We start from the raw sequence: 12,332 nt of genomic DNA, 5'->3' as shown, positions 1-12,332 counted from the left end.
GCCCACACGCACCAGGACACCCCTAAAACCGTCACTCGATACTTTGCCGCAGAGAACGGCCCATTCGCATTCGGCGCAGGCCGCCGCGGGTCCGTCCCCTGGCGAAGGCCGAACGCAACCGTTGCAACCTGCTGGCATCGAGCACCAGCACCGATCCCGGTTCGGCGCGCCTGTCAAGGATGTCCCAGATCGCCGCGAGTGTTGCGACTAACGGCTGCGCTCGAACGCTTATCCGACGATGGAAAACGCCTCGCGCGTCTCGCCGGCAGCGGTCTTGACCGGCGTCTTGCCGATCCAGCCGACATGGCGCTCGAGGATTTTTGCCGCCTCGTCGCCTCGCCCTTCCCGCAAGGCGGCAAGGATCGCGCGATGGTCATGGTCGGTGCGCGCTTCCCAGCTGGTCCGCCAGGCTGAAAACAGAAAACGGGCGCTGGCCGCATGCAGGTCGTCGATCGAGGCCAGCAGCCGCGGCATGGCGCAGGGCTCAAGGATCAGCCGGTGGAAAGCGCGATTGGCAGCCTCCCAGGAGCGTACATCACGCGAGGTGTCCGCGGCCACCGTTGCCGCCTCGGCGCGATCGAGGATGGCAGCGGTCAGATGCGGGATCGCATGACGGAGCGCCAGCACCTCGAGAACCGCGCGCATCTCGGCAACCTCGCGGACTTCCTTGAGGTCGAACGCTGCAACGCGGACGCCGCGACGCGGTTCGCTGACGGCGAGCCCCTGCGCCTCCAAGAGCCTGAACGCCTCGCGCACCGGCACGTGGCTGGCGCCGAATTCCTCGGCAATGTGATCCTGACGCAAGCGCTCGCCCGGCGTCAGCACACCCGAGATGATCCTCTCGGCCAGTGCCCGGCTGATGCGGCTTGCGATGGTATCGTCCCGTTGCTTGTCCATCGGTTACATCTAGAGGTGCTGGCAGGGCCTGTCGAGCAAGCGGCGACGGCCTTTCGACGATTTCCAAAGGTTGAGATTTCGGCCGCCATCGTATAAACCTTCGGCGTACAAAAGCACGCGCCGCGAAAGAGACCCTCCCCCTGCCTGCGGCGCCTCCTTCTCCCAGGGAACTGACCCAAATGAACGATATCGACCTCATCATTTTCGATTGCGACGGCGTTCTCGTCGATTCGGAAATCATCGCCTCGGAAGTCGAAGCGGCCCTTTTGACCGAAGCCGGCTACCCGATCAGCGTCGAGGAGATGGCCGAACGCTTTGCCGGCATGACCTGGCAGAACACGCTGCTGCAGATCGAAAAGGAAGCGAGCATCCCGCTTTCGGCCTCGCTCATCAGCAAGGTCGACACGATCCTCGACGAGCGCCTTGCGCGCGATCTCAAAATCATCGAAGGCGTCAAGCCGATGCTGGCGCAGCTGACGCTGCCGCATTGCATCTGCTCCAACTCGACCTCGGCGCGGCTTGCCATGATGCTCGGCAAGGTCGGCATCAAGGACCACTTCGGCCGCCACATCTATTCCGCCCGCGACCTTGGAGCGGACCGCGTCAAGCCGAAGCCGGACATCTTCCTGCACGGCGCCAAGCAGATGGGCGTCGCCCCATCGCGCATCCTGGTGATCGAGGATTCCGTGCACGGCATCCATGGCGCGCGCGCGGCCGGCATGCGCGTCGTCGGCTTTACCGGCGGCTCGCACACCCATCCCTCGCATGCCGACCAGCTGACCGATGCGGGTGCCGAAACGGTGATTTCGCGCATGTCGGCGCTGCCGGGTGTGATCGCCGCTCTTTCCGAGTGGTCGGAATCGATGACGGCCTGATCCGGCAAAGCCTGGCTCAAGCCGCCTGCAGACCCCTTTCGCCCCGGCCGTTCACCGGGGCGGGAAAAAGCTCTCGGCCACCACGGCGGGCGTCCGATTAGGCGCCGAGGGACACGATGTCACATTGATGTGCCATGGCTGTCCCTCCGAAGATCTCCCCGGTTTTCGCACCGCGCACGAGGGCCATATCAAGCAAGCCCCACAGGGGTATTTTTCTAGGAGGAAACATCATGCGTCTTTCACTGTTGACGGGCTTGACCCTGGCAGCCAGCGTCGCCTTCGGGCCGCTCGCCTTTGCCGATATCACCGTTGGTGTCATCACGCCGCTGACCGGCCCGGTCGCGGCCTATGGCGAGCAGGTCAAGAACGGCGCGGAAGCGGCCGCGGAAGAGATCAATAAAGCCGGAGGCATCAACGGCGAAAAGATCGTGCTGAAGATGATGGACGATGCCGGCGACCCGAAGCAGGCCGTGTCGGTCGCAAACCAGGCGGCCGGTGAAGGCATCCGCTTCGTCGTCGGGCCGGTCCTGTCGGGCACGTCGATGGCAGCTTCGGACGTTCTCGCCGAAAACGGCATCCTGATGGTGACGCCGACGGCAACCACGCCTGACCTGACCACCCGCGGCCTGTGGAACGTGCTGCGCACCTGCGGTCGCGACGACCAGCAGGCCGAGGTCGCGGCGGCCTATGTGGTCAAGAACCTCAAGGACAAGAAGATCGCCGTCCTGCACGACAAGGCTCCCTACGGCAAGGGCCTTGCCGACGGCTTCAAGAAAGGGATCAACGCCGGCGGCATCACTGAAGTCGTCTACGAAGGTCTCAACCCGGGCGACAAGGACTTCAGCGCGATCGTCACCCGTCTGAAGGCGGAAAATGTCGATGTCGTCTATTTCGGCGGCTATCATCCGGAAGGCGGTCTGCTCGCACGCCAGATGCACGACCAGGGCGTGACCGCGCAGATCTTCGGCGGCGACGGCCTGTCCAACACCGAGTTCTGGGCGATCGGTGGCGAAGCTGCGACCGGCACGATCTACACCAATGCCAGCGATGCGACCCGCAACCCGGCGTCGGCTCCGGCCGTCGAGGCGCTGAAGGCGAAGAACATTCCGGCCGAAGCCTTCACGCTCAACGCCTACGCCGCCGTGCAGGTGCTGAAGGCCGGCATCGAGAAGGCCGGCTCCGCCGAGGATGCGACCGCGGTTGCGACCGCGATCAAGTCCGGCGAGCCGATCGAAACGGTACTCGGCAAGCTCACCTACGGCGAGGCCGGCGACCTCACCTCGCAAGCTTTCTCGCTCTACAAGTGGGAAGGCGGCAAGAGCGTCGCTGCCGAGTAATTTCTTGTAGTCACCAAATGAAAACGCCGGGGCTTGCCCCGGCGTTTTTCGTTTCAGGCAACCGTTACAGTTGCTTACTTCTTGCGCTTGGCCGGCGGACCTTCGTCGAAGCCGACGAAGACCTTGGCGTTGGACCCTGCGCCGGCCGGCAGCGCGACGTCCGTCTTGGTGAAGACGAACTGGGTCGAGCCGTTTGCCGGGATCTCAACGGCGTGCTGCGTCAGCTCGGAATAGAGCGTCTTTTCTTCGTCGGTTGCGGCGACACGGATCGGCATGGTGATCTTGCCGGGACCACCCGCGGGACCGCTGACGACACGGCCCTGAACCACGACGGTGACCGTCAGGGCGTTTTCGCTCTGAACGCATTGCCGCGTCGTGTCGGCCAGCGACGCCTGGTAGATGACCTTGGTCGGATCGTCCTTGCCGCCCTTCGCATAGGTCCGGAACGACGAGGTGCCGTCTCTCAAGACCACCTGCGGGCATGCGGCCTGGACGACGGCCGGCGTCGGTGCTGCGGCGCTGCCACCCGCATCGATCGCTCCGCCGGATTGCGTCTTGTTACAGCCGGCGAGGACCGCGAGAAAGGATATTGCGAGGACAGGCCGGGATACTTTGCCAAACACGTTGAACAACCTCTACTGAACCGGTTGAAACTCCTTGACCGAAATCTCGGCCGGAAGGCCTTTCATGGCCTTCGGGCATCGTCTATAGCAGCGGCGAATTGAAAAATCGATTGGGTCAGCCACCTCGATCGGATTTTTCCGAAACGACGCTAAGGCCGGAAATTGCACCGGTGACAAGAATGCGTGGGGACTTTGTCAAGGACTGACGCAATAAGACAGACGCGCCGCGGCCGGTTCGCATAGGGTCGCCGCGATCCGAAGGCAAGACGAAGGACTAGGATGGTGAAGTATATCTCGACGCGCGGCGAGGCCGCTCCTCTCGGCTTCTGCGATGCGCTGCTTGCGGGCCTTGCGCGCGACGGTGGTCTCTACCTTCCCAAGGAATGGCCGACGCTGTCGAAGAAAGAAATTCGAGCGCTGCGCGGCAAATCCTATCAGGACATCGCCTTCGCCGTACTCGAGCCCTTCATCCACGGCGAGATCCCCTCGGCAAAGTTTCGCGAGATGATCGACGAGGCCTATGCCACGTTCCGTCACCCGGCTATCGCCCCCCTCGTCCAGACCGGCCCCAATGCCTTCGTCATGGAACTGTTCCACGGCTCGACGCTCGCCTTCAAGGACGTGGCGATGCAGTTGCTCGCCCGCCTGATGGACTATGTGCTCGCCGAGCGCGGCGAACGGGCGACCATCGTCGGCGCGACCTCGGGCGATACCGGAGGTGCGGCCATCGACGCCTTTGCCGGGCGCGAGCGCACCGACATCTTCATCCTCTTTCCGCATGGCAAGGTTTCGCCGGTGCAGCAGCGCCAGATGACGACGTCGAAGGCCGGCAACGTCCACGCCATCGCCGTCAAGGGCAATTTCGACGACTGCCAGAACCTCGTCAAAGGCATGTTCAACGACGCCGCCTTCCGCGATCGCGTCAAGCTTTCGGGCGTCAACTCGATCAACTGGGCGCGGATCATGGCCCAGATCGTCTACTATTTCACCACCGCGATCGCGCTCGGTGGACCGGACCGCAAGATTTCCTTCACCGTGCCGACGGGCAATTTCGGCGATATCTTCGCCGGCTACGTCGCCAAGCGCATGGGCCTGCCGATCGACAAGCTGATCGTCGCCACCAACGAAAACGACATTCTCGCCCGCACACTGAAGACCGGCCGCTACGAAATGCGCGAGGTCAAGGCGACCACGTCGCCGTCGATGGATATCCAGATCTCGTCCAACTTCGAACGGCTTCTGTTCGAAGCCAACGATCGCGACCCGGCCGAAGTGCGCTCGGCGATGGACAGCCTCAAGCAGTCCGGCTCCTTTGCCATCCGCGAAAAGGCGCTGAAGGCGATCCGCAAGGAGTTCCGCTCCGGGCGCGCTTCCGAAAAGGACGTCGCCAAGACCATTGCCAAGACCCTGGGAGACACCGGCTACCTGCTCGACCCGCACAGCGCCATCGGTGTCTTCGTCGCCGCCAAGCACGAGAAGGCTTCGGCCCCGATGGTGACGCTTGCAACCGCCCATCCCGCGAAATTCCCCGACGCCGTAAAATCGGCAAGTGGTATTGACCCGGCGCTTCCGACGTGGCTTGCTGACCTGATGAACAGGGAGGAGCGTTTCGATATCCTGGATGCGGACCTGAAGAGCGTCGAGACCTTTATCGGCGAGCGCACCCGTCTCCAGGGGTAAGAACGAGAAGAAACGTATGATGAAAGTTGAGTGCACCCGGCTCCCTTCCGGGTTGACGGTGGTAACCGAGCAGATGCCGCATCTCGAAAGCGTGGCGCTCGGCGTGTGGATCAAATCGGGTTCACGCAACGAAACCGTGGGCGAACATGGCATCGCCCATTTGCTTGAGCACATGGCTTTCAAAGGCACAAGCCGGCGCACCGCCCGCCAGATCGCCGAGGAAATCGAGAATGTCGGCGGCGAAGTCAACGCCGCGACCTCGACCGAAACGACGTCCTACTACGCGCGCGTCCTCAAGGATCACGTGCCGCTGGCGGTCGACATCCTCGCCGACATCCTCACCGAGTCGAGTTTCGACGAGGAAGAACTGCGCCGCGAAAAACACGTGATCCTGCAGGAGATCGGCGCTGCCGACGACACGCCTGACGACGTCGTCTTCGACCGCTTCGCCGAAACCGCGTACCGCGACCAGACGGTTGGACGCCCGATCCTCGGCACGCCCGAGACGGTGATGTCGTTCTCCGCCGACCAGATCCGCCAGTATCTCGGCCGCAACTACACCACCGACCGGATGTTCGTCGTCGCGGCCGGCGCCGTCGAGCACGAGGCTTTCGTGCGCCAGGTCGAGGAACGTTTCTCGACGCTGCCGCGCACGCCGCTCACAACGCCGGTCCTCGAAACCGCGATCTACACCGGCGGCGAAAGCCGCGAAACCCGCGACCTGATGGACGCGCAGATCCTGCTCGGGTTCGAAGGCAAGGCCTATCACGCCCGCGACTTCTACTGTTCACAGATCCTCGCCAACATTCTCGGTGGCGGCATGTCTTCGCGCCTTTTCCAGGAAGTGCGCGAGCACCGCGGCCTCTGCTACTCGGTCTATGCCTTCCATTGGGGCTTCTCCGACACCGGCATCTTCGGCGTACATGCGGCAACCGGCGGAGAAAACCTGCCGGAACTGATGCCCGTCATCGTCGATGAGCTGCGCAAATCGTCGATGAACATCGAACAGCAGGAAATCGAGCGCGCCCGCGCCCAGATCCGCGCCCAACTGCTGATGGGCCAGGAAAGCCCGGCTGCGCGCGCGGGCCAGATCGCCCGCCAGATGATGCTCTACGGTCGCCCGATCCCGAACGAGGAGCTGATGGAGCGCCTGTCGGGCATCACCATCGAGCGCCTGACCGATCTGGCAGGCCGCCTGTTCTTCGACACCGCTCCGACGCTGTCGGCGATCGGACCGCTCGAACAGTTGGCGCCGATGAACGACATCCTGTCGTCGCTCACCGGAAAAACCGTCGTCGCACACGCCGTCGCAAGCTGATCCGGAACACCTGGTTTCGGCCGGGCCCATCATGGCGCCCGGTCGGCGAAGTGTTTGCGACTTTTCGTAAAATCGGATTCGATTTGTGCGCAAAGTTGTGCAACGCTTGGATTTGCGACAGCGCAAAGGGCGCTGTCCGCCGGGCGGTTAAGGATCTTCCGCGCGTTCAACTGGAAGGCCTCGGAGGCACATATGACACGATCGGTTTTTCGGTTCCTGTCGCGGCAGCCCGAGACGATCGAGATCGCCAATCAGGATTACCTGCTCCGCCTCCCCCGCTACGCCGATTATCGCCAATGGTACCAGCTTAGAAGCGAGAGCCGCAGCTTTCTGGAGCCGTGGGAACCGACCTGGCGCGCCGACGAAATGACGGAGAGCGCCTTCCGCGGCCGCGTCATCCGCAACGAGCAGGAATTCGCGTCCGGCCAGGCCGTGCCGCTTTTTCTTTTCCACAAGCCAGCAGAGACCCTGCTCGGAGGGCTCACCATCGGTCACATCCGCCGTGGCGCCGGGCAAAACTGCATGATCGGCTACTGGATGGGCGAGCGCCATGCCGGCCACGGCCACATGTTTGCCGCCCTCAAGCTCGCGATTCCCTACATCTTTTCGAGCCTTGAGTTGCACCGTATTGAAGCAGCCTGTATTCCGGAGAACTCAAGGAGCATCCGGCTCCTTGAAAAGGCCGGTTTTGAGCGTGAAGGCTACTTAAGACAGTACTTGAGGATAAACGGGCAATGGCGCGACCATGTGCTTTTCTCTCTCCTGTCCGATGATGCCGTACCGAACAGGAAATTGCCCCTTTGATGCCTCTAACCCGCTCGCCCTTCGCATGGTCAGCCTCGAAGCTGGCAGCGTTTCTGATTGCACTCACGACGCTTTTCTGCGCGTTTGGCGGCATTGCCCATGCTCTTGAGCCGGTCAAGATTTCGCGCGAAGACACCGCACTCGACCTGACCGCGACGACCGAGATCTACAGCGGCCGCAGCGAGGCCTTCCAGGTTTCGACAGCGCCGGGTGCCGACGGCATCGTCCGGCGCATCGAGGTGCGCTCCAGCACCGAGAACCATCAGGGCGACTGGGCGGTTTTCGCGCTCGCCAACGTCTCGGGCGAGCAGCTCGATCGCGTGATCGTCGCGCCGCATTTCCGCCTGGTGAATTCCAAGCTCTTCTGGCCCGACCTCGGGTCGCAACGCATCCTGTCGATCACGCCGAGCGAGGGCTTTGCGCTCGAACGGCTGCCGAGCGACGATTCGGACGTCTTCCAGATCACCCTCAACCCGGGCGCCGTCATCACCTTCGTCGCCGAGCTGGCGACCCCGGAGCTGCCGCAGATCTACCTCTGGCAGCCGGACGCCTACAAGGACACGGTCAACGCCTTCACGCTCTATCGCGGCATCGTGCTCGGCATCGCCGGCCTTCTTGCCGTGTTCCTGACGATCCTGTTCGTGGTCAAGGGGACGTCAATGCTGCCGGCGACGGCGGCGCTCGCCTGGGCGGTGCTGGCCTATATCTGCGTCGATTTCGGCTTTCTGTCCAAGCTCATCAGTGTGACGGCCGGCGACGAGCGAATATGGCGAGCGGGCACCGAGGTCTTCCTGGCGGCAGGTCTCGTGATCTTCCTCTTCACCTATCTCAACCTCAATCGCTGGCACCAGCATCTGGGCTACGCGACGCTCGCCTGGATCCTCGGCCTCGGCCTGCTCTTCGGCGTTGCCGTCTATGATCCGGCAATCGCGTCGGGTATCGCCCGCCTCTCTTTCGCACTTACGGCAACGGTCGGGATCGTGCTGATCGCCTATCTCGGCTTCAACCGCTACGACCGTGCCATTCTGCTGGTACCGGCCTGGCTGCTCATTCTGGTCTGGCTCTTCGGTGCCTGGCTCACGGTCACCGGCCAGCTGGCCAACGACATCGTTCAGCCGGCGCTCGGCGGTGGTCTCGTCCTGATCGTGCTCTTGATCGGTTTCACCGTCATGCAGCACGCCTTTGCCGGCGGCGCCTACCAGCAGGGCCTGTTTTCCGATCTGGAGCGCCAGTCGCTGGCGCTGACGGGCTCCGGCGATACGGTCTGGGACTGGGACGTGGCGCGTGACCGCGTCGTCACCATTCCCGACATCTCCCTGCAGCTCGGCCTGTCGATGGGCTCGATGCACGGCCCCTTGCGCAACTGGCTGCCGCGCCTGCACCCGGATGACCGCGATCGCTTTCGCGCCACTCTCGATGTCCTGCTCGAACACCGCCGCGGCAAACTCAACCACGAATTCCGCGTGCGTGCAGAGGATGGCCATTATCACTGGCTGTCGATCCGCGCTCGCCCGGTGCTTGGCGCCAATGGCGAGATCATCCGCTGCGTCGGCACGATCATCGACATCACCGAGCAGCGCAATTCGGTCGAGCGCCTGCTGCACAACGCTCTTCACGACAATCTGACCGGCCTTCCCAATCGTCAGGTCTTCCTCGACCGCCTGCAGGCCATTCTGCTGATGGCCGACAGCTCAACGACGGCACGCCCGACCGTGCTTGCGATCGACATCGACCGCTACAAGCAGGTCAACGACCTGCTCGGCATTGCTGCCGGCGACAACATCCTGATCGCACTGACGCGCCGGCTGCGCCGTCTGCTGCGCCCGCAAGATACGCTCGCTCGGCTCGGCGGCGACCAGTTCGGGTTGATCCTGATGTCGGAGCGCGACCCCGCCAAGGTCGCCGATTTCGCCGATGCGGTCAGCAAGGCGATCATGGTGCCGCTCAACTACGGCAACCGGGAAATCAACCTCACCGCCTCCATCGGCCTCGTCTCCTGGCTCGACCAGGAACAGAGTGCTGCCGGCCTGATCGACGATGCGGAGCTGGCGATGTTCCGCGCCAAGAAGGAGGGCGGCAACCGCGTCGAGCCTTTCCGCCCGGCCTTTAGAACCTCCGGCTCGGATCGCATGCAGCTCGAAGCCGACCTCAAGCGCGCCATCGAGCGCAAGGAACTGTCGTTGGTCTACCAGCCGATCGTCCGGCTCAGCGACGCCGAGATCGCCGGCTTCGAGGCGCTGATGCGCTGGGATCACCCCAAGCGCGGCAATGTCTCGCCGACCGAATTCATCCCGATCGCCGAGAATTCCGAGCTGATCAACCAGCTCGGCATGTTCGCCTTCGACAAGGCAACCAGCGACCTCACGGAATGGCAGATCCAGACCGGCGACCTGCCGATCTTCGTGTCGATCAATCTCTCCAGCGCACAGCTTCTCAACAACGAGCTCTATGACGACGTTCGGGCGGTTCTCAACAAGAACCGTTGCGATCCGGCCAAGGTGAAGATGGAGCTGACGGAATCTCTCGTAATGGAGAATCCGGAGCAGGCGCGGCTCGTTCTCGAGAAACTGAAGGAAGCCGGGCTGAAGCTGGCGCTCGACGACTTCGGCACGGGCCACTCGTCGCTCTCCTATCTCACCCGCTTCCCCTTCGATACGATCAAGATCGACAAGGCGCTGGTGCGCGACCCGAGCGACAAACGCGGTATTCTGCTGCGCTCGGTGATCACCATGGCGCGCGAACTCGACATGCAGGTCGTGGCCGAAGGGATCGAATCCGAGGAAGACGCGATCCAGCTTTCGCAGATGGGCTGCGATTACGGCCAGAGCTTCCTGTTCGGCCCGCCGATCGGCTCGGAGTCGATCCTGCGGCTGTTGAAAGAGCGATTTCCGCTGATGAAACGGGCCTAAATCATTTCATTGTTTCATCGAAACAGCGAAATGATCCAACTCTTTGAAACTACGCAATTCAGGGCGGAAAACCGTTTCACACTTTTCCTGGAATTGCTCTAAGCCCAACCGGGACGAGCCACGTCGACGTGGCGAACGTTGCCGCTACCTCTGTGTCTCAACGTGGATGATGCGAATTGTCCGGAAATGCGGCGCCCGGTATCAGGCGTGGCCGGCATCGATCGACAGCATCGCCGGGCTGACGCCCATCAAAGCGAGGGCGCGGTCGTATTTGTCGCCGAGGGCCTTGTCGAAGATCAGTTCCTCGTGCGCCGGGCAGGTCAGCCAGCCATTCTGCGTGATTTCCGCCTCGAGCTGGCCGGGACCCCAGCCCGCATAACCCAGCATCATCGTTGCCCGATGCGGCCCCTCCCCGCGCGAGATCGCGCGGACGATGTCGAGCGTGGCGGTCAGGCAAATGTCATCGCTGACCGGAATGCTGGAATCGCTCAAATAGTCGTCCGAATGCAGCACGAAACCACGCCCGGTCTCGACCGGCCCGCCAGTCTGAATCTGGAAGTCGCGCGTCATCGCCGGCAGACGGATCGCCTCGTCCTCGTCGAGAATCTCAAGGTGCATCAGAACATCGGCGAAGGTGAGTTGCTGCGGCCGATTGAGGATGAACCCCATGGCGCCGTCATCCGAATGGGCGCAGATGAAGATGACGGTGCGAGCAAAATTCGTGTCAAACATCCCAGGCATGGCGATCAAGAACTGACCGTCAAGGAAACCGCGTTCCCGTTTCTTCTGTGCCATGGGTATTGCCATAATGCAGACAGCCTACCAATTCGCCGCGAAATGAAAAGCGCTTCAACGTCGCGACCGCCAAATAATGCACGTACCGCGTTTGCCGTGCCCTGCCTGATCAAACATTTATGATCTCCGCGCCCAAAGGGGCGGCTGGAGCGCTGCCGGCAAAAGCGATATTGCTTTAGCCATGATCAAACGCCCCACATATAAGAAGATGGTCCAGCGCATCGGCACGGCAAGCCTTCTCGTCGCATTTTTTCTGCCCGCCGGCGCTCAAGCCGCGACCAGCGAATGGATGACGTCGGCCGGCGGCATGATCCGACTTGTCGCTGCTCCGCCGCAGCAGGACGGCACGATCCGCGCAACGCTCGAGGTCAAGCTAAACCCCGGCTGGAAGACCTATTGGCGCGAGCCCGGCGCCAGCGGCATTCCCCCGCAGATCACGCTCGATCCAGCCGCGGGCGTCGTTCTTGAGAAGATCGGCTTTCCCGTTCCCAAGACCTTCGACGACGGTGTCGTGCGCTATGTCGGCTACGACAAGTCGGTTGCCTTCCCGCTCACCCTAAAGCGCCTGCTCGGTGAGGGAGACGTGAAAATCCGCGCCTCGGTGTTTCTCGGGATATGCGAGGACATCTGCATTCCGGTGCAGGGCGAATTGGACCTGACGCTCAAGCACGACGACTTCGACAACCCGCTCGATGCCGCCCGCATCGATGACGCAGTCGCTGCCCTGCCGGAACCTCCCTCCGAAGATTTCAAGGTGACGACAGCCACCTATGACGAGCAGAAGGCAGCCGTGCACCTCTCGGTGCGGCTGCCGCCGGATACCGGCAAGGATCACCGCGAACTGTTTCTTGCCGGCGCCTCCGGCGTCTCCTTCGGCAAGCCGGTGATTACCAAGATGGACGGCGCCGAGCTCCAGGCGGAGATCCCCGTTCGGCTCTCCGGCAAGGACAAGAGCCTGAAGGGAAAGCCGGTCATCGTCACCGTGCGTGCGGACGGACGCAGCATGGAAACGACCCTTGCCTTTGATTGATGCGCCTCTATAGTCCTGCCGGTTTCAGGCGATAGCGTCCAAAGACGCCCGCAGGAGACGCCCG

The 12,332-nt window shown here is 62.7% G+C and carries 10 protein-coding genes; 7 read left to right on the top strand and 3 right to left on the bottom strand.

The window, feature by feature from the left end:
• Positions 1-228: 228 nt before the first annotated feature.
• Positions 229-897 (bottom strand): GntR family transcriptional regulator, encoded by a 669-nt coding sequence (locus tag AC244_RS20475; protein ID WP_053250668.1) that lies wholly within the window; start codon positions 895-897, stop codon positions 229-231.
• 179 nt (positions 898-1,076) lie between these two features.
• Here AC244_RS20475 and AC244_RS20470 point away from each other — a divergent pair, with 179 nt between their 5' ends.
• Together AC244_RS20470 and AC244_RS20465 are read left to right on the top strand one after the other, a co-directional pair.
• Positions 1,077-1,772 carry an HAD family hydrolase gene (locus AC244_RS20470; RefSeq protein WP_053250667.1) on the top strand — a complete coding sequence of 232 codons (696 nt, stop codon included), beginning with the start codon at positions 1,077-1,079 and terminating at the stop codon, positions 1,770-1,772.
• 230 nt (positions 1,773-2,002) lie between these two features.
• A complete protein-coding gene (locus AC244_RS20465) occupies positions 2,003-3,109 on the top strand; it encodes an ABC transporter substrate-binding protein (RefSeq protein WP_053250666.1) in 1,107 nt (368 codons plus the stop codon).
• A 74-nt stretch (positions 3,110-3,183) separates the two neighbouring features.
• Here the strand turns inward: AC244_RS20465 and AC244_RS20460 are convergent, their stop codons facing one another.
• Positions 3,184-3,732 carry a hypothetical protein gene (locus AC244_RS20460; protein ID WP_053250782.1) on the bottom strand — a complete coding sequence of 183 codons (549 nt, stop codon included), beginning with the start codon at positions 3,730-3,732 and terminating at the stop codon, positions 3,184-3,186.
• A gap of 279 nt (positions 3,733-4,011) precedes the next feature.
• Between AC244_RS20460 and thrC the strand changes: the two genes are divergently transcribed.
• From thrC to AC244_RS20440, 4 genes are all read left to right on the top strand, one after another.
• Complete coding sequence (thrC, locus tag AC244_RS20455; RefSeq protein WP_082367007.1) at positions 4,012-5,412, top strand: threonine synthase; 1,401 nt, start codon at positions 4,012-4,014, stop codon at positions 5,410-5,412.
• Positions 5,413-5,428: 16 nt separating this feature from the next.
• Positions 5,429-6,730: a M16 family metallopeptidase gene (locus tag AC244_RS20450; RefSeq protein WP_053250665.1), complete on the top strand. Its 1,302-nt coding sequence runs from the start codon at positions 5,429-5,431 to the stop codon at positions 6,728-6,730.
• A gap of 192 nt (positions 6,731-6,922) precedes the next feature.
• Positions 6,923-7,534, top strand: coding sequence for a GNAT family N-acetyltransferase (locus tag AC244_RS20445; protein WP_053250664.1), 612 nt, complete (start codon positions 6,923-6,925; stop codon positions 7,532-7,534).
• Positions 7,534-10,443, top strand: a complete 2,910-nt coding sequence (locus AC244_RS20440) for an EAL domain-containing protein (protein WP_053250663.1) — start codon at positions 7,534-7,536, stop codon at positions 10,441-10,443. The genes AC244_RS20445 and AC244_RS20440 overlap by 1 nt, the downstream gene beginning before the upstream one ends.
• Positions 10,444-10,644: 201 nt before the next feature.
• Here the strand turns inward: AC244_RS20440 and AC244_RS20435 are convergent, their stop codons facing one another.
• Entirely contained in the window at positions 10,645-11,238 is a 594-nt protein-coding gene (locus tag AC244_RS20435; protein ID WP_413813739.1) for a YqgE/AlgH family protein, read from the bottom strand.
• 181 nt (positions 11,239-11,419) lie between these two features.
• Here AC244_RS20435 and AC244_RS20430 point away from each other — a divergent pair, with 181 nt between their 5' ends.
• On the top strand, positions 11,420-12,268 hold the full coding sequence (locus tag AC244_RS20430; protein WP_053250661.1) for a protein-disulfide reductase DsbD domain-containing protein: 849 nt from the start codon (positions 11,420-11,422) through the stop codon (positions 12,266-12,268).
• The last annotated feature ends 64 nt before the right edge of the window (positions 12,269-12,332 follow it).

It is taken from the genome of Ensifer adhaerens, from assembly GCF_001270265.1.
Taxonomy (GTDB): Bacteria; Pseudomonadota; Alphaproteobacteria; order Rhizobiales; family Rhizobiaceae; genus Ensifer; species Ensifer adhaerens_B.
The sequence above is the reverse complement of the archived record's forward strand: the minus strand, read 5'-3'. Positions and strand labels throughout refer to the sequence as shown.

What these genes read in the sequence shown, in the direction of transcription:
- AC244_RS20430 (WP_053250661.1), top strand. Translation starts at nt 11,420, where the DNA reads ATGATCAAACGCCCCACATATAAGAAGATGGTCCAGCGCATCGGCACG.
- AC244_RS20475 (WP_053250668.1), bottom strand. Translation starts at nt 897, where the DNA reads ATGGACAAGCAACGGGACGATACCATCGCAAGCCGCATCAGCCGGGCA.
- thrC (WP_082367007.1), top strand. Translation starts at nt 4,012, where the DNA reads ATGGTGAAGTATATCTCGACGCGCGGCGAGGCCGCTCCTCTCGGCTTC.
- AC244_RS20470 (WP_053250667.1), top strand. Translation starts at nt 1,077, where the DNA reads ATGAACGATATCGACCTCATCATTTTCGATTGCGACGGCGTTCTCGTC.
- AC244_RS20445 (WP_053250664.1), top strand. Translation starts at nt 6,923, where the DNA reads ATGACACGATCGGTTTTTCGGTTCCTGTCGCGGCAGCCCGAGACGATC.
- AC244_RS20450 (WP_053250665.1), top strand. Translation starts at nt 5,429, where the DNA reads ATGATGAAAGTTGAGTGCACCCGGCTCCCTTCCGGGTTGACGGTGGTA.
- AC244_RS20465 (WP_053250666.1), top strand. Translation starts at nt 2,003, where the DNA reads ATGCGTCTTTCACTGTTGACGGGCTTGACCCTGGCAGCCAGCGTCGCC.
- AC244_RS20440 (WP_053250663.1), top strand. Translation starts at nt 7,534, where the DNA reads ATGCCTCTAACCCGCTCGCCCTTCGCATGGTCAGCCTCGAAGCTGGCA.
- AC244_RS20435 (WP_413813739.1), bottom strand. Translation starts at nt 11,238, where the DNA reads ATGGCACAGAAGAAACGGGAACGCGGTTTCCTTGACGGTCAGTTCTTG.